Origin of the sequence: Mycobacterium cookii (assembly GCF_010727945.1) — a bacterium.
Taxonomy (GTDB): Bacteria; Actinomycetota; Actinomycetes; order Mycobacteriales; family Mycobacteriaceae; genus Mycobacterium; species Mycobacterium cookii.
The window spans coordinates 4,561,942-4,583,155 of sequence record NZ_AP022569.1 but is presented as its reverse complement, the minus strand read 5'-3'; the positions used below and the strand labels follow the sequence as shown (position 1 = coordinate 4,583,155).

24 protein-coding genes and 1 pseudogene are annotated in these 21,214 nt (G+C 66.1%); 6 read left to right on the top strand and 19 right to left on the bottom strand.

What is annotated here, in order from left to right; all coding sequences use genetic code 11:
* Nucleotides 1–51 precede the first annotated feature (51 nt).
* From G6N27_RS25625 to rplM, 6 genes and pseudogenes are all read right to left on the bottom strand, one after another.
* Nucleotides 52–270: a hypothetical protein gene (locus G6N27_RS25625; protein WP_163782130.1), complete on the bottom strand. Its 219-nt coding sequence runs from the start codon at nucleotides 268–270 to the stop codon at nucleotides 52–54.
* Nucleotides 271–366: 96 nt separating this feature from the next.
* Nucleotides 367–471, bottom strand: a pseudogene (locus tag G6N27_RS25620) (YegP family protein); the annotation flags it as partial.
* Between the two features lie 17 nt (nucleotides 472–488).
* Nucleotides 489–722, bottom strand: a complete 234-nt coding sequence (locus G6N27_RS21540) for a hypothetical protein (protein ID WP_163779947.1) — start codon at nucleotides 720–722, stop codon at nucleotides 489–491.
* Between the two features lie 139 nt (nucleotides 723–861).
* Nucleotides 862–2,199 (bottom strand): phosphoglucosamine mutase, encoded by a 1,338-nt coding sequence (glmM, locus tag G6N27_RS21535; protein WP_163779945.1) that lies wholly within the window; start codon nucleotides 2,197–2,199, stop codon nucleotides 862–864.
* Between the two features lie 99 nt (nucleotides 2,200–2,298).
* Nucleotides 2,299–2,808 (bottom strand): 30S ribosomal protein S9, encoded by a 510-nt coding sequence (gene rpsI, locus G6N27_RS21530; RefSeq protein WP_163779943.1) that lies wholly within the window; start codon nucleotides 2,806–2,808, stop codon nucleotides 2,299–2,301.
* A complete protein-coding gene (gene rplM, locus G6N27_RS21525; protein WP_163779941.1) occupies nucleotides 2,808–3,251 on the bottom strand; it encodes a 50S ribosomal protein L13 in 444 nt (147 codons plus the stop codon). Before rplM ends, rpsI begins: the two co-directional genes overlap by 1 nt.
* A 324-nt stretch (nucleotides 3,252–3,575) precedes the next feature.
* Here rplM and G6N27_RS21520 point away from each other — a divergent pair, with 324 nt between their 5' ends.
* On the top strand, nucleotides 3,576–3,896 hold the full coding sequence (locus G6N27_RS21520) for a hypothetical protein (RefSeq protein WP_163779939.1): 321 nt from the start codon (nucleotides 3,576–3,578) through the stop codon (nucleotides 3,894–3,896).
* A gap of 73 nt (nucleotides 3,897–3,969) precedes the next feature.
* Here the strand turns inward: G6N27_RS21520 and G6N27_RS21515 are convergent, their stop codons facing one another.
* From G6N27_RS21515 to eccCa, 4 genes are all read right to left on the bottom strand, one after another.
* Complete coding sequence (locus G6N27_RS21515) at nucleotides 3,970–4,266, bottom strand: WXG100 family type VII secretion target (protein ID WP_163779937.1); 297 nt, start codon at nucleotides 4,264–4,266, stop codon at nucleotides 3,970–3,972.
* A gap of 11 nt (nucleotides 4,267–4,277) precedes the next feature.
* On the bottom strand, nucleotides 4,278–4,577 hold the full coding sequence (locus tag G6N27_RS21510; RefSeq protein ID WP_276045156.1) for a WXG100 family type VII secretion target: 300 nt from the start codon (nucleotides 4,575–4,577) through the stop codon (nucleotides 4,278–4,280).
* Between the two features lie 85 nt (nucleotides 4,578–4,662).
* Nucleotides 4,663–5,856 carry a type VII secretion-associated protein gene (locus tag G6N27_RS21505; protein ID WP_163779933.1) on the bottom strand — a complete coding sequence of 398 codons (1,194 nt, stop codon included), beginning with the start codon at nucleotides 5,854–5,856 and terminating at the stop codon, nucleotides 4,663–4,665.
* Nucleotides 5,853–9,632, bottom strand: coding sequence for a type VII secretion protein EccCa (gene eccCa, locus G6N27_RS21500; protein ID WP_408632618.1), 3,780 nt, complete (start codon nucleotides 9,630–9,632; stop codon nucleotides 5,853–5,855). Before eccCa ends, G6N27_RS21505 begins: the two co-directional genes overlap by 4 nt.
* Nucleotides 9,633–9,846: 214 nt before the next feature.
* On the opposite strand from eccCa, the gene eccD reads away from it, so the two are divergent.
* Entirely contained in the window at nucleotides 9,847–11,178 is a 1,332-nt protein-coding gene (eccD, locus tag G6N27_RS21495) for a type VII secretion integral membrane protein EccD (protein ID WP_163779931.1), read from the top strand.
* Nucleotides 11,179–11,195: 17 nt separating this feature from the next.
* The gene (gene mycP / locus G6N27_RS21490; RefSeq protein WP_163779929.1) at nucleotides 11,196–12,551 is read left to right on the top strand and encodes a type VII secretion-associated serine protease mycosin; all 1,356 of its coding nucleotides are present in this window, start codon (nucleotides 11,196–11,198) and stop codon (nucleotides 12,549–12,551) included.
* Here mycP and eccB read toward each other — a convergent pair.
* Complete coding sequence (gene eccB, locus G6N27_RS21485) at nucleotides 12,507–13,901, bottom strand: type VII secretion protein EccB (RefSeq protein WP_163779927.1); 1,395 nt, start codon at nucleotides 13,899–13,901, stop codon at nucleotides 12,507–12,509. The genes mycP and eccB overlap by 45 nt on opposite strands.
* Before the next feature lie 174 nt (nucleotides 13,902–14,075).
* Between eccB and G6N27_RS21480 the strand changes: the two genes are divergently transcribed.
* From G6N27_RS21480 to G6N27_RS21470, 3 genes are all read left to right on the top strand, one after another.
* Complete coding sequence (locus G6N27_RS21480) at nucleotides 14,076–14,849, top strand: cutinase family protein (protein WP_372513063.1); 774 nt, start codon at nucleotides 14,076–14,078, stop codon at nucleotides 14,847–14,849.
* Between the two features lie 48 nt (nucleotides 14,850–14,897).
* Nucleotides 14,898–15,563, top strand: a complete 666-nt coding sequence (locus tag G6N27_RS21475) for a cutinase family protein (RefSeq protein ID WP_163779925.1) — start codon at nucleotides 14,898–14,900, stop codon at nucleotides 15,561–15,563.
* A gap of 69 nt (nucleotides 15,564–15,632) precedes the next feature.
* Entirely contained in the window at nucleotides 15,633–16,301 is a 669-nt protein-coding gene (locus G6N27_RS21470; protein ID WP_163779923.1) for a cutinase family protein, read from the top strand.
* Here G6N27_RS21470 and truA read toward each other — a convergent pair.
* The 8 genes from truA to infA form a co-directional block, all read right to left on the bottom strand.
* Nucleotides 16,298–17,170 (bottom strand): tRNA pseudouridine(38-40) synthase TruA, encoded by an 873-nt coding sequence (truA, locus tag G6N27_RS21465; RefSeq protein WP_232064733.1) that lies wholly within the window; start codon nucleotides 17,168–17,170, stop codon nucleotides 16,298–16,300. The two genes, G6N27_RS21470 and truA, sit on opposite strands and share 4 nt — an antisense overlap.
* Nucleotides 17,171–17,180: 10 nt before the next feature.
* Entirely contained in the window at nucleotides 17,181–17,762 is a 582-nt protein-coding gene (rplQ, locus tag G6N27_RS21460; RefSeq protein WP_163779918.1) for a 50S ribosomal protein L17, read from the bottom strand.
* A gap of 57 nt (nucleotides 17,763–17,819) precedes the next feature.
* Complete coding sequence (locus G6N27_RS21455) at nucleotides 17,820–18,866, bottom strand: DNA-directed RNA polymerase subunit alpha (RefSeq protein ID WP_163779916.1); 1,047 nt, start codon at nucleotides 18,864–18,866, stop codon at nucleotides 17,820–17,822.
* 79 nt (nucleotides 18,867–18,945) lie between these two features.
* On the bottom strand, nucleotides 18,946–19,551 hold the full coding sequence (gene rpsD / locus G6N27_RS21450) for a 30S ribosomal protein S4 (protein WP_163779914.1): 606 nt from the start codon (nucleotides 19,549–19,551) through the stop codon (nucleotides 18,946–18,948).
* Between the two features lie 10 nt (nucleotides 19,552–19,561).
* The gene (gene rpsK / locus G6N27_RS21445; protein ID WP_163779912.1) at nucleotides 19,562–19,981 is read right to left on the bottom strand and encodes a 30S ribosomal protein S11; all 420 of its coding nucleotides are present in this window, start codon (nucleotides 19,979–19,981) and stop codon (nucleotides 19,562–19,564) included.
* Between the two features lie 3 nt (nucleotides 19,982–19,984).
* Nucleotides 19,985–20,359 (bottom strand): 30S ribosomal protein S13, encoded by a 375-nt coding sequence (rpsM, locus tag G6N27_RS21440; protein ID WP_163779909.1) that lies wholly within the window; start codon nucleotides 20,357–20,359, stop codon nucleotides 19,985–19,987.
* A 247-nt stretch (nucleotides 20,360–20,606) separates the two neighbouring features.
* Nucleotides 20,607–20,720 (bottom strand): 50S ribosomal protein L36, encoded by a 114-nt coding sequence (gene rpmJ, locus G6N27_RS21435; RefSeq protein WP_003879483.1) that lies wholly within the window; start codon nucleotides 20,718–20,720, stop codon nucleotides 20,607–20,609.
* 54 nt (nucleotides 20,721–20,774) lie between these two features.
* Nucleotides 20,775–20,996: a translation initiation factor IF-1 gene (gene infA, locus G6N27_RS21430; RefSeq protein WP_005140011.1), complete on the bottom strand. Its 222-nt coding sequence runs from the start codon at nucleotides 20,994–20,996 to the stop codon at nucleotides 20,775–20,777.
* Nucleotides 20,997–21,214: the final 218 nt, after the last annotated feature.

Here is a 21,214-nt window from a genome sequence, read left to right as displayed (position 1 = left end):
TCTCGTTGTCCCATAACGAATTCGACGGGACGTGTCGGGAAACGGTTCCAGTCAGCGACCAAACCGCTGATACGCGTTCTGCCGGGTAGTGCCCAACGCGACACCGATCGCGTCCCACGTGTCGCCGGCGGCACGGGCAGCGCTGACGGCGCCGCGCAACTCCGACTGCGCGGCTCGCACCGTCTCGGCAGCCGCAATGACCCGTCGGATATGCGTTGCGTCCCTGGCGTCGGCCGGATCAGGGTCGACCGAATCCAGCCAGACCTCAATGCCAGGTTCTTCGGCTTCGACCGTCGAAAGGTAGTGAATCTGGGCGCCGTGCGCGCTTGTCCTGACTGACTCGACGCCTCGCTCGGCCTTCGCTCGAGTCGTATAGGCGTGGCTGGTGACAAGAATCTCGCCGTCAGGAGCCTTGAGATGAAACCGGAACTCGCCGGACTTGTCGCGAGTGATCTCGAATTCCGCTGCCATTACTTCACTTTCCCGCGTCAACGGAGATACCCATAAAACGTGGACCGCAAGTTGTCTGCGTGAATGATTCGCTGCGGCGGATCGATAGGCAGAACCATCTCCAGTAGCGCGCCGGAGCGGCTCGGCCCGATGACCAAGAGCTGACGCTGCCCGTCGTATTCGAGTTCGATGTAGCGGAGCTGGTTGCGCCAGGCGTGCAGCATGTCGGCGTCCTCGACGCCATGCCTGCGTGCGCTGGCTCTAATCTCCATCTGTAAACCATGGGTTTACAATACGCTCGCAGGTAGCGTTGCGCACTGCTCGAGCCGAGCTCGCGCAGCGATCAAGGGCCGCTGGTGACACCCGTTGTCCCATAACGAATTCGACGGGACCTGTCGGGAAATGGTTCCCTTAGTGCGTGGCGCGCACGGTGTCAGCGACGTGGGCGGCCAACCGGTGAGCGACGTGCTCGTCGTCGGCTTCCACCATCACCCGAATCAATTGTTCGGTTCCCGAGGGACGCAACAGGATTCGACCGGTGTCGCCGAGTTCGTCCTCGGCCTGCTGCAGCGCGGTCTGCACCGACGGCGCGGCGACGGCGGCGTCCTTGTCGGCCACTCCGACGTTGATCAGCACTTGCGGCAGGGTGTGCATCGCCGACGCGAGACCCGCGAGCGGCGTGCCGGTCTGTGCCATCCGCGACATCACCCGCAGGCCGGTGAGGATGCCGTCGCCGGTGGTCGACAGGTTCGGCAGCACGATGTGGCCGGACTGTTCGCCGCCGAGGCTGAACTCGCCAGATCGCAACTCCTCCAACACATACCGGTCGCCGACGCTGGTGGTGCGGACCTCGACGCCGGCCGCACGCATCGCCAGGTGCAGGCCAAGATTGCTCATCACGGTCGCGACCAGAGTGTTGCCGGCCAATTCGCCGGCCTCCCGCATCGCCAGCGCGAGGATCACCATGATCGCGTCGCCGTCGACGATCTGGCCGGCGGCATCGATCGCCAGGCACCGGTCGGCGTCGCCGTCGTGCGCCAAGCCGAGGTCTGCGCCATGGCTGAGCACCGCCGACTGCAACACATCGAGGTGCGTCGAGCCGCAGCGATCGTTGATGTTGAGGCCGTTGGGCTCGGCGTTGATCGCGATGACGCGCGCACCGGCAGCACGGTAGGCGCGCGGCGCGGCCTCCGAAGCGGCGCCGTGCGCGCAGTCGACGACGACGGTCAGCCCGTTGAGCTGAACGGTGTTCGCCTTGCCCACCTGACGCAGGTAGCGGTCGAGGGCGTCCTCGGCGTCGATCACGCGTCCGATCTCGGCCCCGATCGGACGCAGACCCGGACCGGCCGCGACCAGATCCTCGATCTGGTCCTCGGTCGCGTCGTCGAGCTTGTGGCCGCCCGGCCCGAAAATCTTGATGCCGTTGTCGGGCATCGGGTTGTGCGACGCGGAGATCATCACGCCGAAGTCGGCGTCGTAGGCGTGCGTCAGGTAGGCCACCGCCGGGGTCGGCAGCACACCGGCCCGAAGCGCGTCGACGCCTTCGCTGGTCATGCCGGCGATCACCGCGGCTTCCAGCATTTCGCCGCTGGCTCGCGGATCGCGGCCGATGACCGCGACCCGACGGCGTCGACCGCCCAGGCTGGTCAGCCGCCGGGCGGCCGCGGCGCCGAGCGCCATCGCTAGCTCGGCAGTGAGCTCACGATTGGCGACGCCGCGGACGCCGTCGGTGCCGAAAAGTCGACCCATGCGGACAAACCTCTCACAGTCGGTGACCGCGCACACTCGCGACAGGCGGATTGCCCGGAGTGCCACCCAACCGGTACGCGGCCGTGATCGCCGCGTGGATCAGCGCTTGCTGTACTGCGGCGCCTTGCGGGCCTTCTTCAGGCCGTACTTCTTACGCTCGGTGGCACGCGGGTCACGCGTGAGGAAGCCGGCCTTCTTCAGCGCGGGCCGGTCCTCGGGCTGGACCAGGATCAATGCCCGCGCGATCGCCAGACGCAGCGCGCCGGCCTGGCCGGACGGGCCCCCGCCGTCGAGGTGGGCGAAGATGTCGAAGCTGTCCACCCGGTCCACGGTCACCAGCGGGGCCTTGATCAGCTGCTGGTGCACCTTGTTGGGGAAGTAGGCCTCCAGGCTGCGGCCGTCCAGATCGAACTTGCCGGTGCCGGGCACCAGGCGAACCCGGACGACGGCCTCTTTGCGGCGGCCGACGGTCTGGATCGGACGTTCGATGACGAAGGAGTCCTCCCGCGCGGCCGGCGCTGCGGCGGGAGCGGGGGTCTCAGCGGTCTCGGCGGTCTCGGCGGTCTCTTCGACGACGACCTCGGTCTCGGTTGCTGCGGTCTCGGTCATTACTGGGCCACCTGCTTGATCTCGTACTGGGTCGGCTGCTGTGCGGCGTGCGGGTGCTGCGGCCCGGCGTAAACGTGCAGCTTGCGCTTGATCTGACGACCGAGCTTGTTCTTCGGGATCATGCCCAGAATCGCCTTCTCGACCACGCGGTCGGGGTGCTTTTCCAGCAGCTCACCGATGGTGCGACTGCGCAGCCCGCCGGGATAACCCGAGTGCCGGTAAGCGAGCTTGTTCTGCAGTTTGTCGCCGCTGATGGCGACCTTGTCGGCGTTGACGATGATGACGAAGTCACCGCCGTCGACATTGGGTGTGAACGTCGGCTTGTGCTTGCCGCGCAGCAGATTCGCTGCAGCAACGGCGAGGCGACCAAGCACCACGTCCTGGGCGTCGATGACGTACCACGTCCGCGTGGTGTCACCCGCCTTAGGCGCGTAGGTGGACACAGCGCTTACCTCTTTCTTTCGGGCCGCTTCCGCGGGTTCGGATCCCGGTGACCCGGGTGCCGGTCAGGCGCTCTGCGGACAAGGGATGTTCTCGGCGACCGACATTGACCCGAGGCCCGGCGTACCGCACGCCAACGGAGCAGCTTACCGGCGGATATCCGCGCAGGTCAAAACGCCCTCTCGAGCGCGGTCGATGTCGCTCCTCCCGCCAGCGATGTGATGCAGATAACAATTCGTGGGATACGCGACAACCTCGATCGATATTTCGCACTGGTGCCAAACAGTAGTTAAAATCGGGGTGACTTTAATTATGAGGAGGTCACGGTGCAGAAGGACGCGACGACTGGAGCTGGGCAAACAGACCGTTCGATCGGCGAGAGGCTCTGGGACCGGCGCGCCGAACTGCTCTGGGGCCTCGCCGCCGCCGTCCTGCTGCTCACCTTCGTCGACCCGGTGCTGTTGGTGAGTCTCGTATTGGCGGGCGCGACAATCGCCGCGGCCTGGTTGGGGATCCGGGAGCTTGTGCAAAGCGCAACCAGGGACGATGCGAAGCAGGTGGCTTCCCCCCTGCCGCGCCCCGCGCCGGCTGGCCGACCCGAGCAGACGTCAGCGCACCCGCAGTGGCACGGCCACCACGCCGCCTAGATCTCGCAGGATGTGACTGCGCGGTCCCTTTGGTCTCTCCTTACCGCGGGGACCGCGCAGAGTCTTTGGGTAATCACCGCTGCCAGGCGCCGGCGGCCCGATGATCTGCGGCCGCGACATCGTCGGCCCCGTCACGTACCGCACGAGCGAGGTCGATCAAGATCTCGTTGAGGGCGGTCGCGGCCTGATGCCACTTGAGTTGCTCGACGCCGTATGCGGTCGCGGCTTCACGTGTCCACAGCTCCTGCAGCGGAGCAACGTGCGCCCTCAGTTCCTGCAACGCGGCATTGAAGCGTGCCGACGTGGTGTGAATCTCTTGCCGGACTGAGCCTTCGATCTCGTCGAAGTTGTATGACAGTGTCGCGTTCATGGCTGATGGCCTCACAGCTTCCCGGCGGCCGCGCCGATGTGGGACGCGTGGTTCTCGGCGGCCTCGCGCAACGAGACTTCGTTTTGGCGGACGGTCTCCGCGATCTCGTGCAGCGCGTGGTGCAACTTCATCGACTCCGCGTTCCACCGCTGTACAACGTCCTTGAAGCGTGCTGCCGCCAAACCGCCCCACACCGACGACGGGACGGTGCTGACGCGACCGATGAAGGCCTGTAGCGTCGCCCGAATTTCCTCGTTGCGGGCGTCGATGGCTGCCGCCACCGACCGCATCAGGTCGAAGTCGGCGCTCAGTGCATTGCCGCCTATCGGTGTGTTCACGCAATTCCTTCCTGCCGCTGTCAAGGGATAGGACTCGCCACCGCCCCGATTGGTTCCCTCACATCACTGCTCGTGCTGACCGGACTGCGCGATCGCATTCGCTGCTGGTGGCCGCGCCCAGGCCATGGCGGCTTTGACAGCCGATGCTGATCCGGATGGCTTTGTCCACCCACACCGTCCACCGGACGTCGTGACCGGACCGGACCTCGCGGTAGGTCACGACCGGGCGACCGGCATTCTGTCCGGCCGGGTTGAAGTCGACGAACACGCCAGCCGGCGCTGAGTCGATCGCGGATTTGAGGAATTCGGCGGTCGCATCCAGACCCGCCAAGGCGACCTTTGATTGCGTCACGTGCAGCGCCACCTCTGGATCAGACGGCGACGAGATCTGCAACCGCGCCGAACCTGGTCCGGCCACCACGCGTCGTACCGGCCATCCAGACGGAACTTCCAGTGCAACATGACCTTCGACGACAACGGTCGTCGGGACCACATCCTGCACAGTCGGCGGTGTGGGGCGGTGGACCGCAACGCCGACGCCCAGGACAGCGCTGACGATCGGCACCATCAGGGCGAGCTGCCACCGACGGCGGCCGGCGCCCTCCGAGGCGCCGTCGTCATCTGAGGCGTCACTCGGAACGATTCCGGCAGCAAGCTTTCTCAGCTCCATGTCGCCGATCTCCAGCACGGTCATGCCGCCGGCGGCCCGCAATTCTTCGGCGATCAGCGCGGAAAGTGTGCCGGCTCCGCATACCGTTCTCGGCGCATCGATGACGATGGTGTCGATGGTGGCCATCCGCAGCACTGCGCTCACGACCGCTTCGACGACGGCCCGCTGTTCTCGACGGCGGGTTTCGGCCACCACGGTCGAGCCGCTCACAACGACGAACCCGTCGGCGATTTCGACTGTCGCCACCGCGGATGTCGACGCCTGGTCCAGCAGCCACGACCGCGGCTTCATCACAGCTTTATCACCCAGAACCTCTGCGGCGGTGCGGATTACACCGACACGCCGCGGCGTCCACCACGACGGGTAAATGACGGTGACGCTGTCTGCGTCGCCGCACTTCAGCGACTCCAGAACCGAACGCCACAACGATTCGACCGTCACCGGGCGGAGGTCTACCAGCGCTACCGCGTCGTCGAGGCTTTCGAACGCAACTCGCTCCAGCTCGACGTCGGCGACAGTGCCGACGCCGCAACACAATCGACGTATCGCCGTCGGGCCGACCTCGACGACATGCGCCCTCACGGCGGCGGGCTCCAGGCGACCTGCATCAGCTGCGGGCTGCTCCGACAAGCGATCAACGAGCCGCGGCCAGCCGACAAGGGCGACTGTCGGACAGACCCGATGGCCAATCCCTCTTCGGGGTCGCCACTCATCAGCAATGTCAGGCAACCGTTGTCACGTAACCCGGCTAGCAGTGGCTCGAACATGGCGCGGGCCGCACCGCCGCTGCGACGCGCAACCACAAGGTGTAAACCGACGTCCCGAGCGTGCGGCAGCAAGTCCGCGAGATTGGCCAGTGCAGCGCCAGCGACCAACTCGTAGTCGTCGATCACGACGTAGATCTCCGGACCTGACCACCACGATCGGTTACGCAATTGCGCCACAGTGGCATTCAGCGGGGGCATCCGTCGACGCAGCTGTTCGACCAGGCGTGGTATTGCCTCGCCGACCGCGTCCGCGGATGCGAGGTATGCACCGAGCAGTCCGGATTCGGGCTTCACCACGTCCAGAAACGAGCGTCGCACATCGACGATGACCAGCTGACATTGCCCGGAATTCGTCGATCTCATCAGCTCGCGGCAGACCGTCCGCAATGTCGAGGTCTTGCCGCAGTCGCTGTCTCCGATGATCAGCAGGTGCGGCTGCTTCGCGAAGTCGATGGCCACCGGCCGCAGCTCGGTCTCCTCCACGCCGAGAACGATCCCCGCGTCTGGTCGTTCGGTCAGACTGTCCAGGTCGATCCGGGTGGGCAGCAGCGCGATCGGCGGCGCACTCCATTCGCTATGACGGCAGCGCAACATCGTGCCGACCTGCGCGCCGGCCTCGGCCAGCCCTGAGCTCGAGTCGGCGCCGTCCAGTCTGGGCAGTGCGACCACCATGTGCAATCCGTCTCGGGAAAGACCCCGTCCTGGTTGACCTTTGGGAACATCGTGAGCGCGCCGGCGGTCCAGCTCGGAATCCGCAGGATCGCCGAGCCGCAACTCGATCCGGGTGCCGATCTGATCTCGCAGCGCGGGACGAATCTCAGCCCAACGCGACGCGGACAGCACGACGTGCACACCGAACGAGAGCCCCTCTGCGGCAATTGCGGCGATCGCGCTGTCGTCGATCTCGGCATCCCGATTCAGGCCAGCCCACCCGTCGACGACGAGAAACACGTCGCCGAACCGGTCACATCGCGGATCTCGTTCCGCCTTCAGCCCCCGGTAGTGCACCATCGACTCGATCCCGTGCTCGCGAAAGAGCATCTCCCGAGATCGAACGATGGTGTGAATTCGACCAATGATGCGGCGGGCCAACGGCGTATCAGCCCTTCCGGCAACCGCGCCCACGTGCGGCCAATCTCGCATCGACGCCAACGCCGCCCCGCCGAAGTCGAGGCAGTAGAACTGGACCATGCGTGGATCGTGAGTGACTGCGAGCGCGGTGATGAGCGTCCGCAATGCGGTCGATTTACCGGATTGCGGTGCGCCGACGACCGCGACATTGCCTGCGGCTCCGGATAAGTCGATGACCAGCGGTGTGCGACGCTGCTCGAATGGGCGATCGACGCTTCCGATGGGAATCGTCAACGCATCCAGCGGTTCAGTGTCCGCGAGTACGACGTCGAGTGCCGGCGCCGCTCCGAGCGGTGGCAACCAAACTTCGTGCGCGCGTGGGCCGTACCCGGACAGTCGCTCGACAACGCTCTGAACGACCGTCGGCCGATCCGCGGGATGGACCGTGGCGATGCCGGATCCGACCCGTCCAACCGGCTCGGTGGTGAACGGCCGGACTTCCATTACGCGTTGCGGCGCCGGAAGATACCTGAGCGTTTCACGAGCATCGGGACCGGACACGTAGGCGGTCTGGAAACGAACCAATGGCTCGGTACCGACCCGCAGATACGCCGCGCCCGGCGTGCCCGGCAATTCGTAGGCGTCCGGTGTGCCCAGCACCATGCGTGATTCGCTCGCCGACAACGTTTTCAGGCACACGCGATATGACAGGTGTGACTCCAGCCCGCGCAACCTGCCCTCGTCGAGTCGCTGGCTGGCCAGCAGCAGGTGCATGCCCAACGATCGGCCAAGTCGTCCGATGGCCGCAAAGACGTCCGCGAAATCTGGATGCTGACTGAGTAATTCGGAGAACTCATCGACGATGATGAACAGCGCCGGCAGCCGGCTCAGCTCCGGTCGCGACCGCCGGGCACGCTCGTAGGCCATGATCCCGTCCAGGTTGCCCGCCGCACGGAGCGTTTCCTGACGGCGGTTCATTTCGCCGGTCAAGGCATCGCGTGTTCGGCTGACCAACGCCGCCGTGTCGGAAAGGTTGGTGATGACCGCCGCGACGTGCGGCACCGGTGCCAGTCCGGCGAACGTCGCGCCGCCTTTGAAGTCGATCAACACCAGGTTGAGCACCTCGGGTGAATGGCGGGCGATCATGCCGAGCGTGACTGTTCGAAGAAATTCGGACTTGCCCGATCCGGTTGCCCCGATGCACAGGCCGTGTGGTCCCATTCCGTTGTCGGCGGACTCTTTGATGTCGAGGTCGACCGGCGCGGCCTCGGCGGTCGTGCCGATCGGGACCCGAAGCCGCTCGCGCGGGCTTCGGCTGTTCCAGTACTCGACGACCGGATAGGAAGTGATGTCCCGGATCCCGACGAGATCCTGCCAACGCACGTCGCCCGCTGTCGCGGCGTCGGCATCACCGGGTCGGTAACCGGCCAACCTCTGTGCGCAGGTGAGCGCGGCGACCTCACTCATCTGGTCCGGCCGACCGAGAACTTCTTCGCTTGTTGATACCTCGGTTGCACCGATGCCGCCGGAGATCTGGAGCCGCAGCTCCCCCGCGACTGTCTCTCCGTCGCGCTGGAACGCCACGAGAGTGATGTCCTCGACGGCGTCGACGACCACGACGACGTGATCGACAGCGAGACCGGCGAGCGCCTGCTTCGCTGTCGCCAACGTCGGGTACACCATCCGGACCGATCCAACATCATCGTGGGCGATCGGATGCCGGTTGTGCGGCAACCATTTCAACCAGTCCCAATCGGATCCGTTGCTGCCGGTGACAACGGCGGCAATCAACACCGAGTTCGGGTTGTGCATAACGGCCAGTTGACAAATGATCGCGCGCACCACGGCACGGGTCTGCGGTTTGGCACCGACGACGGTCACGACTCCGCGCAAGTCAATCGCAATCGGTACCTCCTGAACCATCGAGTGCGCCTCGACAAAGCGGGTCATCGCGCCGAGAGCCACGGGATCCAACCGGTGCGCTGATTCGATCACCGGCGAGACCAACCGGCCGGCGAGTGGTCGCGTCCCGACACCGATCCGCACCTGGCCGAAATCGGTGTCCGAACTCCGCCGCTCCCACATCCGGCATCCGCCGACCAGGGTCCATAGGGCGTCGGGGTCGGGATGACACCAGGTCAGCAAATCGCGCTGCGCGACAGCATTCTTGACAGCGACGGAACGTAGGCCGGAGAGGTAACGCAAGTACTCCGTGCGCTCGGCGTCGATCTCACCCCGGCGCCGGCCCGCGCCGGAAGCGACGGTCGCCGCTGCCGATACCAGCATCATGACCGGAAACAGCATGAATGCCGGAGTTCGCGGCACCCCTGACCGGGAATGAAAGACCACCGCCATCGCCGCGACCGTCGCGATGGCCATGACGACCGGCAGGAAACGGATCATCGGGTTCGTCTGAGCCGGCCCTGTCGCTTCCTTCGGTGCCGCCACGACGAGGTCGGCAGCATCGAATGGCGGCGGCGTCAGTCGCAACCGCGGCGTGAATTCCGCAGTGGCACCGATATTGAACGACTCCACCCGGCCTCCCTTGCTGGCCCGTTGTCGCTCGCACGGTAGGCAGACGCGACGTCAGCGGCAAGTCGCCTGTGGATCAATTCACATGCAACCTCGGCGCACCCGCTAGCCTCCGTCTCGGCGGACGGAGATCGACGTGAATCAGACAGCGGCAGTTGCGAACCCAAACGGATTCCCCCCGCGTGACGCAATGTTGCGCCGCGTGACGGTCCACGCCGACTCCGTCCGCGCAGATCTTGCCCTGCCCGAATCGGTGCCGCTCGGATCGCTGCTACCCGCGATTGTCGATATCATCTCCGGCAAACGAGGATTCCAGGCCGGGCGGGTGGCTGCGCGCTATCAGATGTCGCTGCCGGGACACATCGCACTGGACCTGTCGAAGACGTTGAGCCAGATCGGAATCCGCGATGGCGCTCTTTTGATCCTGAGCACGTCGTCGGCGGAACTGGCGGCGCCGCGTCTCGATGACGTGGCCGAAGCGGTATCCGAGTCGCTTACCGGCTCCGACCGACAGTGGGCTCCACGGGCGTCCCGACTCACCGCCGTACTGGTCGCCGGTTGGCTGGCAGTGGTCGGCGCGGCAATAGTCGTCCGAGGTGTGAGCGATGCGATCCGCGCCGAAACGGTCGCCGTCTCGGCGCTGACGAGCCTTGTCGGCCTGGCGGCAGGTATCACCGCGTATCGCGTGTTTCGTGAGAACTCAGCAGGACTGACGCTGGGGCTGATCGGCTGCGGGTTCGCCGCAATCGCCGGCACGTCACTCATCCCCGGCGATGTGGGCGCACCGAATGTCCTGTGTGCGGCCTCCGCCTGCGCCACGTCCGCGGCCGTGATGCGTGTAATGAGTTGCCACGCAGCCGTGTTCACCGCGCTGATGGGTTTCGGCGCGGTCACCGCAACCGTGGCGCTGGTGGGTGCGGTGTGCAGTGTTCCGCTGCGCGCCCTCGGCGCCGGGTCAGCCGCGATATCACTGATCTTGATCGAGGTATCCGCACCGATGTCGATCATGCTGGCCGGGCTGTCCTCGCAATTGCAATCGCAACCGATGCTGAATTCAGATCGACTGAAAACAAGGGCGATTCGCGCCCGTGTATATCTGAACAGCATGGTGGGCGCGTTCTCAGCTTCCGCCGCGCTGGGTGCGGTCGGTGCCGCATTGGGCCCGCATCCGGCGAGTGGTCCACTGTTGGCGTTCACTGCGTTGATCGGTGGCGTGCTGCTGTCCCGGGCACGTGCGCACCGCGACCTCGCGATGTCTTTGCCGCTCATCACGTGTGGAACTCTCACACTCAGCGGTGCTAGCATCGCGGCCGCGACGGCGCACCCGCTCCAATCGGTTTACATCGCGGCGGTATCGGTGGGGCTCGCCGCTGCGGCGCTGTGTCTTGGCTTCGTCAACCTGTCGACGAAAATCTCACCGGTCGGACAGCGCGTTGCCGAGCTGATGGAATATCTGGCCTTGGCGGCTGTCGTGCCGCTGGCCTGCTGGATCTGTGGGTTCTATGCCGTCGCGCGCGGGTTCAATCTGCCTTGAAGACAAGGCAGTTCCGCATGCTGCGCTGTGTGACGGCGGCGTACGTCGCGGCGCTGCCGCAATGTGGCGCCATACCCGCGAATGCAGTCTCGCCGCCGTCGATCGACCACCGTCGACTACCTCAGCCGGAACCGGCGCGACCACCGCGACCTACCGTGCAACGAGAAATCTGCGCGGTTCCGTCCCTCATTCATGACGCGAATGGAATTCGCAACAGCCAACTTTCGGTTCTCGATCTCCCACGAGTATGGACACTCTCCCGCGGCACAGGCCAACGCGTCGCCGTCATCGACACCGGAGTGTCACCACACCCGCGGCTGCCGCAGATCACCGCCGGAGGTGACTACGTGTTCAGCGGGGACGGCACCCAAGATTGTGATGGGCACGGGACCGCCGTGGCCGGGATCATCGCCGCTGCAACGGTTCCCGGCCATGCCGACGACTTCGGTGGGGTCGCGCCGGACGTCCAGGTGATCAGCATCCGGCAGTCCAGCGCGAAGTTCGGTCCGGCCGCGGACCCATCGACATCTGGTGTCGGCGACGTCGACACCATGGCGAAAGCCGTCCGGACGGCCGCCGACCTGGGCGCGTCGGTGATCAACATCTCCTCGGTCGCCTGCGTCGGCGTCGGATCGGCATTCGACGACCACGCCCTGGGCGCGGCGCTGGCCTACGCCGTCGACACCAAGAACGCCGTCGTGGTGGCTGCCGCGGGAAACAGCGGCCCCGGGCAGTGCCCGGCGCAACAGGCCCAGGCAACATGGGACACGGCGACGGTCCTGGTCAGCCCCGCCTGGTACGACGACTATGTGCTGACGGTCGGTTCGATCGACCCGCACGGCGAGCCGTCGTCGTTCACCCTTGCCGGCCCGTGGGTGGATGTGGCCGCCCCCGGCGAAGGGGTGTTATCGCTGAGTTCGTCGGGTGCCGGGTTGGCGAATGCGGTAGACGGAGAACACGGCCCGGTTCCGCTGGCTGGGACCAGTTACGCCGCGCCGGTAGTCAGCGGGCTGGCGGCGCTGATCCGATCCCGGTTCCCGCAATTGACGGCTCGTCAAGTGATGCAACGGATCACGGCGACGGCACATCATCCGCCAACCGGACGGGATCCTCGAGTCGGCGCCGGGTTGGTGGATTTCCTCGCGGCGGTCAGCACCGATCCGCCGACGAACCCAGCAGCACAAGCGACCCGGACCGCGGTACCCATACCGGAACCGGCGCATCCTGTGCGGGTGGACCGCCGTGCGCAACGCACCGCGTTGGCCGGCGCTGCCATCTGCGGCGGTGCATTGACGGCAGTGCTGAGTCTGAGCGCACTGCGGGGCCGGCTACGGCGAGCTACGCCCACCGACCGGAACATCCTGCGCGACTGAGGCATTGGCCCTGCTCAATTCCGGACCCGCCGGCAGTGTCGCGAGTAGCGGCCAGGGCGCCGGGATCATCGAGTCAGGTAGGCCCAGGTCGTGAGCGGCTTCGTCGTCGCGCACGGCGAATCGGACACCGGCGTCAGAGATCAGGTAGCGAGTGCCCGCGCCCGCATTCCCGGCGGACAGACCGGTGGCGCGTACGTACGCGATCCGACCGGGCGGAAGGTAGACGGCGTCGACGGCGGGCCCTCGGGCGTCGGCCTGAGTCAAGATCACCGGCGCCCGTCCGGTCGGGATAGGCAGGCTGCCAACCGAATACGAGATCTCGGCGTTGCCCGACGCCGTATGCGTCCAGTGGGCGCAGAGCATCTCGCCGTCGACAACCGCGGATATCCTCGCTTTGTCGGGGAATCCTGAGACCGGTAGAAGAGTCACCGCAGGCACGGTAGGGACGACGTCCGGCGCGACCGAGATCGCGGTGCGCGCGTTGTGCGAGTCGGTGAACCGCACGAGGTCGGCGGCGAGTTGCCCGACACGCTGGACCCCCTCGCGCAACACGACGTAGTACTCGTCGCCCGCCGTGCTGGCGACCCGTAGCACGCTGCCGATCGCAAATCCCGCGAGCGCAGCCGGCCCGCGACTGCCGGCAAAGGGAATTCGCGGCGCGGTGAGGGGCGGCATCTCGGGTATGAGGTTCAGTAGTACCGGTGAGACCGCCAGCGGGACAACGCCTTCGAGCCCGAGCGCGCGCACCGCCGCGGATTCGTGCACGTTCACCACTGCCCGTCGACCGTCGTAGAGCAGGTAGGTCGAGCCGCCGGAGGTGGGCCTCACCAGCAGTGCCTCTTCGCGGCCCAGAACGTGGGCCGACTCGACCCGGCCGACAACGACGGTGGTGCGCTCGCGGCCGTCGCAGACGGTCCAGCGCAGTTCGTCGTCGGCCAGTGGTGTGCCGAGGACCTGGGGGGCTCCAGGGATTCCCAGTACCGGACCCCGACTGCTGCGATTGAGTTCCGATTCGGGTGTCGGTTGCGGGTCAACGGCGGTCCGCATGATCAACCGCGCCGACGCCAGGTTCAGCACCGGATGCACGGTGTCGCCCAACCGTACGAACAGCGCCCCCGACGGCATCGCCATCAAGATCGGCGCGTTCGTCGAGACGGGCTGCGGGCGCACGACGGCCAGCATCGCGCAGCCGGCCAGCAGGATCACGGCGAGCACCGACCCTGCGATCAGCGATCGAGCGGGCGCGCGAATCGACTCGTCGACGATGTGGACGTCCCGGCCCAGCAGCGCGCGCTCCAGACGGCGCAGCAGGAATCGGTGCGCGCTGACGTGCAGCCGTGTGGTCGTCATCCGGCTTCACGGTAGGTCGAAGCAGTGTCGCGCTTCGTCGTTCATCCACAGGAAACCCGTAGATATGACCGACGGCCCCGAAATCGCTAGAATCGCCTGGTGAGCATTAGCCGCAACACTCGTTCCCACCCCCGTCGGGCCTGGTCACGCCGCTTCAGCTTGACCGCAGCCGCATTGCTGGCCGCAGGCATAACGCTCGTCGCACCGAGCGCGGTCCCGTCAGCCAGGGCCGACAACTGCCCGGACGTCGCGGTGACCTTCGCCCGCGGCACCGACGAGCCGAACGGGTTGGGCCGTGTGGGCGACGCCCTGGTGTCCAGCCTGCGCCAGAACACCGGCAAGAACATCGACGCCTACGGCGTGAACTACCGGGCCACCCTGCTGCAGCTGCACGGCAACGACGGCGCGAAGGACGCGATCAAGCACATCAAGGAGGTGGCCGACAAGTGCCCGGCCACCCCGCAGGTGCTCGGCGGCTATTCGCAGGGCGCGTCGGTGGTCGACATCGTCACCGGAACGCAGATCGGCGGCGTCGGCTGGGGCGACTCGCTGCCGCCGCAGTACGCGAACAACATCATCGCGGTCACCACCTTCGGCAACCCGGCGGACCGCAGCGGCGGCACCATCGCGGCGCAGAGCGCGATGTTCGGCGCCAAAGCCGTCGACTACTGCAACCCCGAAGACCCGATCTGCCACGCCGGCCAGGGCAACGAGTGGAAGGGCCACACCGAGGGATACGTGCCCGTCTACACCAGCCAGGCGGCCAGCTTCGTCCAGACCAGGCTGCTGACGGTGATGGCACCCACCGCGCCCGGCGGGCCGCTGGGCGTCCTGCCCGGTCCCCTGGGTGTCCCGCCCGGACCTGCGTCCGGACCGGGACCGCTGCCGGGACCTGGTCAGCAGGCCCCGACCGTGGTTGACCAAACCCAGCCGATCGCCTTTCGCTGATCACTCGCTTATTGCACTGAGTTCAGCTCCGAGCTCTACGATCGGGCCATGACGCTGCGCGCGGCCGCCGCCGTATTGCTCGCCGCGGGCTCGATGCTCGCGCCGACACTGACACCCACAATCTCGTCGCTGCTCCCGACGGCGTCGGCGGCCTGCCCCGACGTCGAGGTGGTGTTCGCCCGGGGACGACAGGAATCGCCCGGGGCCGGCGTCGTCGGCAACGCCTTCGTCAGCGCGCTGCGGTCCAAGGTCAACAAAAACGTCAGCCTCTACGCGGTGCGCTACCCCGCCGACACCGAGATCGACGTCGGCGCCAACGACATGAGCGCGCACGTCCAGTCCACCATCAACGGCTGCCCCAACACCCGCATCGTGCTGGGCGGCTACTCCCTCGGCGCGGCGGTCACCGACGTCGTGGTAGCGGCTCCCATCTCGGCATTCGGCTTCAACAATCCGCTGCCGCCGGGCGCCGATGCGCACATCGCCGCGGTCGCGCTGTTCGGCAACGGCACCCAGTGGGTCGGGCCGATCACGAATTTCAACCCGATCTACGCCGACCGGACCATCGACATGTGCCACGGCGACGACCCGATCTGCAAGCCCGGCGATCCGCACACCTGGCAGGACAACTGGCCGCAGCATTCCGGATCGCGCTACATCCAGGACGGCGAGGTCAACCAGGCCGCTGACTTCGTCGCCGGCAAGCTGGGCTAGCCGTTTTCCCTGGCCGAACCCTCATACGGCTCACAGCGGACCAATAGTTTTACCCCCTAACGTTTGCTCATGCGACTTCGCCTGGCCCGCTTAGCAGCGGCGACACTGTCGGTGGGCGGTTTGCTGAGCGCATCTGCCCTGGCGCCGATCCCGTCGGCGATGCTTCCGGTGGCTTCCGCCGCCTGTCCGGACGCCGAAGTCACCTTCGCGCGGGGCCGCGAAGAACCACCCGGCGTCGGCCTGATCGGCCAGTCCTTCATCGACGCGCTGCGGGCGAAGGTGCCGCGGATGACCGTCGGCTCGTACGGGGTCAACTACCCCGCCAACACCGAGATCGATATCGCCGCCAACGACATGAGCGCGCATGCGCAGTCGATGGCGGCAAGCTGCCCGAACACCAAGTTGGTGCTGGGCGGTTACTCACTGGGCGCCGCGGCGGCCGACGTCGTGGTCGGCGTGAACAGACCCGGGTTCGGCTTCATGAATCCGCTGCCGCCGTCGGTGGATGACCACGTCGCCGCCGTCGCGTTGTTCGGCAACGGCACCCAACGGGTGCTCGGCCCGGCCACCAATTTCAGTCCGGCCTTCGCCGGTAAGACCATCGACCTGTGCGCCGCCAACGACCCGATCTGCACCAGAAGCTTCCAGAATTTGCAATGGGCTGCCCATCTGCAGCCGTCATACGTCGACTCGGGCCTGATCAACAAGGCCGCCAATTTCGTGGCGGCCAAGCTCTAATCCCGGGTGCGCAGGTCGCGGGTGATCAACGTCCGGGCCTGCAACTCGCTGTCCGGCGGGTAATCCACGCCGACCAGTGTCAGACCACGCGCGGGCGCGGCGGCGAAGTCGCTGGACCGACCCGTCGCGGTGAGCAACTCGCAGCACCAATCCACGCTGCGCCGATGCTCTCCGACGGCCAGCACCGCGCCGACCAGCGAGCGCACCATCGACCAGCAGAACGCGTCGGCGGTGACGTAGGCGGTGATCAGATCGCCGTCCTGCTCCCAGTCGAAGCGCTGCAGGTCGCGGATGGTGGTCGCCCCTTCGCGCTGACGGCAGAACGCCGCAAAGTCGTTGAGCCCCAACAGGTTGTATGACGCCGCCGCCATGGCGTCCACGTCCAGCGGGCGCGGCCAGCCGGTGACGTAGCGGGCCTGATGCGGCTCCACTCCGTAGTCCGCCGTCGACATCCGGTACACGTAGTGACGGCGCAAGGCCGAGAACCGCGCATCGAAACCCGCTGGCGCACGCGCGATCCGGCGAACCTTCACGTCAGCGGGCAGCAACCGGCCCAACCGCCGCACCAGCGGCACGAACTCGGCCTGATTCGGCCGCGGCGACCGCGGATACGCATGGGGCAGCGCGTCGACGGGAATATCGACGTGGGCCACCTGCCCGGTCGCATGCACGCCGGTGTCCGTGCGACCGGCCGCCCACAGCCGCACCGGTGTCCGGAACACCGTCGAGAGCGTCTCGTCCAGCAGACCGGCGACGGTGCGCTGGCCTGACTGCGCTGCCCAGCCCGCGAAATCCGTTCCGTCATAAGCGATATCGAGCCGTAGACGAACACACCCGCCATCGGTGTCGATGGCGGGTGTGTCGTTCAACGATGAATCGCTAGTCAGCGTCCTTGTCCTCGGCTTCCGCCTCGGTCGCGGTGGCCTCATCCGCGGTCTCTTCGACGGCTTCGGGCTCCACGGCTTCCGGCTCGACGGCTTCCGGCTCGACGGCGTCGGGCTCAGCAGCTTCTGACTCGGCGGCCTTCGGCTTGGCGGCCGGGGCCTTGGCGGCGGCCTTCGAGGCTCCGACGCGGCGTGCGCGATCGGCTTCGGAGGTCACCGTCTTCTCCCGCACCAGCTCGATGACCGCCATCGGAGCGTTGTCGCCCTTGCGGTTCTCGACCTTGATGATGCGGGTGTAGCCGCCATTGCGGTCGGAGAAGTGCGGCCCGATCTCGGCGAACAGGCTGTGCACGATGTCCTTGTCGCGGATCTTCTTGAGCACCTCACGCCGGTTGTGCAGCGTGCCCTTCTTGGCGTGGGTGATCAGCTTCTCCGCGTAGGGACGCAATGCCCGGGCCTTGGTTTCGGTGGTCTTGATCCGGCCGTGCTCGAACAGCGCCGTCGCCAGGTTGGCGAGGATCGCCTTCTGGTGCGACGACGACCCGCCGAGACGGGGACCCTTGGTGGGCTTGGGCATTGCGACTTCTCCTCAATGGGGCCGATCCCCGTATCAGGTAGGACCGGGACGGATGTGTTAGAGCTGTTCGGTTTCGGCGTAGTCCTGGTCGTCGTAGGCGGCAGCCTCAGCCGACCACGTGCCGGTGGCCACGTCGTAACCGGCGACCTCCGACGGGTCGAAGCTGGCCGGGCTGTCCTTGAGTGACAGACCCAACTGGTGCAGCTTGACCTTCACCTCGTCGATGGACTTCTGACCGAAGTTGCGGATGTCGAGCAGGTCGGACTCGGTGCGCGAGACCAACTCGCCGACGGTGTGCACGCCCTCGCGCTTGAGGCAGTTGTACGACCGCACGGTCAGGTCCAGGTCGTCGATCGGCAGCGCGAACGAGGCGATGTGGTCGGCCTCGGCCGGCGACGGCCCGATCTCGATGCCCTCGGCCTCGACGTTGAGTTCGCGTGCCAGACCGAACAATTCGACCAGCGTCTTACCGGCCGATGCCAGTGCGTCGCGGGGGCCGATCGAGCTCTTGGTCTCGACGTCGAGGATCAGCTTGTCGAAGTCGGTACGCTGCTCGACACGGGTGGCGTCCACCTTGTAGGTGACCTTGAGCACCGGCGAATAGATGGAATCGACTGGGATACGGCCGATTTCGGCGCCCGACGCTTTGTTCTGCACGGCCGGGACATAACCACGGCCACGCTCGACGACGAGCTCGATCTCCAGCTTGCCCTTGTCGTTCAGGGTCGCGATGTGCATCTCGGGGTTGTGCACGGTCACGCCGGCCGGCGGCACGATGTCACCGGCGGTGACCTCGCCCGGGCCCTGCTTGCGCAGGTACATGGTTACCGGCTCGTCCTCCTCCGAGGACACCACCAGGCTCTTGAGGTTCAGGATGATGTCGGTGACGTCTTCCTTGACACCCGGCACGGTGGTGAACTCGTGCAGCACACCGTCGATGCGGATGCTGGTGACGGCCGCGCCCGGGATCGACGACAGCAGCGTGCGGCGCAGCGAGTTACCAAGCGTGTAGCCGAAACCCGGCTCCAGCGGCTCGATGACGAACTGCGAACGGCTGTCGCTGATGATCTCTTCGGACAGAGTCGGTCGCTGTGAAATCAACATGGTGTTCTTCTATCTCCTTCTCGGCACCCACTATTTGATGCCGGTTGGGTTTCTGGCCGTCGCGGATGCGGCGCCAGAATTACTTCGAGTAGTACTCGACGATCAGCTGCTCGCTGAGCGGCACGTCGATCTGCGCGCGCTCCGGCAGTTGGTGGACCAGGATGCGCTGCTGCTCGCCGACCACCTGAATCCAGCTGGGGATCGGACGGTCGCCGGCGGTCTCGCGAGCGATCTGGAACGGCACGGTGTTCAGCGACCTGCCCTTGATGTCGATGATGTCGTACTGCGACACCCGGTAACTGGGGATGGTCACCTTCACGCCGTTGACGGTGAAGTGACCGTGGCTGACCAGCTGGCGGGCCATGCGGCGGGTGCGGGCGATCCCGGCGCGGTACACGACGTTGTCCAGCCGGCTCTCCAGGATCTGCAGCAGCTCGTCACCGGTCTTGCCGGGACGGCTCGCGGCCTCCGCGTAGTAGCGGCGGAACTGCTTCTCCATGACGCCGTAGGTGAAGCGGGCCTTCTGCTTCTCCTGCAGCTGCTGGCGGTATTCGCTCTCCTTGATCCGCGCGCGGCCGTGCTGACCGGGCGGGTAGGGGCGCTTCTCGAAGGACTGATCTCCGCCGACCAGGTCAACGCCGAGGCGGCGCGACTTGCGGGTGACGGGTCCGGTGTAACGAGCCATTTCTTCTTACCTAGACCCTTCTGCGCTTCGGCGGGCGGCAGCCGTTGTGCGGCTGGGGGGTGACGTCAGAGATCGCGCCGACCTCCAGGCCGGCGGCCTGCAGCGACCGGATCGCGGTCTCGCGGCCCGAGCCCGGGCCCTTCACGAACACGTCGACCTTCTTGACGCCGTGTTCCTGCGCCTTGCGGGCGGCGTTTTCGGCGGCCAACTGCGCGGCGAACGGCGTCGACTTACGCGACCCCTTGAAGCCGACGTGACCCGAGGACGCCCAGGCGATGACATTGCCCTGCAGGTCGGTGATCGTCACGATAGTGTTGTTGAACGTGCTCTTGATGTGAGCGGCGCCGTGCGGGACGTTCTTCTTTTCCCGCCGCCGGGTCTTCTGACCCTTCTTGGGCGCCGAGGCGGCTGCCTTCTTTGCTGGGGGCATGACTTACCTGGCCTTCTTCTTGCCGGCGATGGTGCGCTTCGGGCCCTTGCGGGTGCGCGCGTTGGTCTTGGTGCGCTGACCGCGCACCGGCAGGCCGCGGCGGTGCCGGAGCCCCTGGTAGCAGCCGATCTCGATCTTGCGGCGGATGTCGGCCTGCACCTCACGGCGCAGGTCACCCTCGACCTTCAAGTTCGCTTCGATGTAGTCGCGCAGATGGGTCACCTGATCGTCGGTGAGGTCCTTGGTGCGCAGATCTTTGTCGATCCCGGTAGCGGCCAGGATTTCGTTGGAGCGGGTACGGCCGACGCCGTAGATGTACGTCAACGCGACCTCCATGCGCTTGTCGCGCGGGAGGTCGACGCCCACTAGTCGAGCCATGGGTGGCATTCCTTCTCTATGCGGAGGTCTAATTCCCAGCCCGTTCCCTGGCCCAGAAAACAACTCCGGGCTCCCGGGGTCCGGCCTCCGTTCCGGACGAGGCTGAACTGCCCCATCTCTAAAGATGCAAGTCGTTCAGTGGTGCTGGGAGGTCTGCATTCAGTTGTATGCGCTTACCTGATTGTCCGGCTTCTCCTCAGGCCGCTTCACGGCCTGCATCGTCGCCGGACGGCAGCTGGGGTATCGGCTAGCCCTGACGCTGCTTGTGGCGCGGATCAGAGCAGATCACCATGACCCGCCCATGCCGACGGATCACCCTGCATTTGTCGCAGATCGGCTTGACGCTCGGGTTGACCTTCACGGCTGTTCGATCCTGTTCTGTCTTCTCGTCGATGTCGTTTGTTCGGGCGGTTGGTTACTTGTAGCGGTACACGATGCGGCCCCGGGTCAGGTCGTAGGGAGACAACTCCACTACCACCCGGTCCTCGGGCAGGATGCGGATGTAGTGCTGCCGCATCTTCCCGCTGATGTGGGCAAGCACCTTGTGGCCGTTTTCCAGCTCAATGCGAAACATCGCATTGGGCAGTGGCTCGACTACGCGGCCCTCGACCTCAATGGCGCCGTCCTTCTTGGCCATAACTTGTCTTCAGATCCTCGTCTTTGGTTTCGTTTCGCTTCTTCGCCCAGATCGGTGCAGCATTCGCCGGCTTTGCAACGTGAACCGGCGACAGGAAATTCCGAAGACTGGGCACACTGAAAGTCAGCGCATGAAGCGCCGTTGCTCCACGATACCTGGTGTTTCCTGCTGACCAAAATCGCTGTCGGCGGAATGAGACCGGCCACCGTCAACCTCAC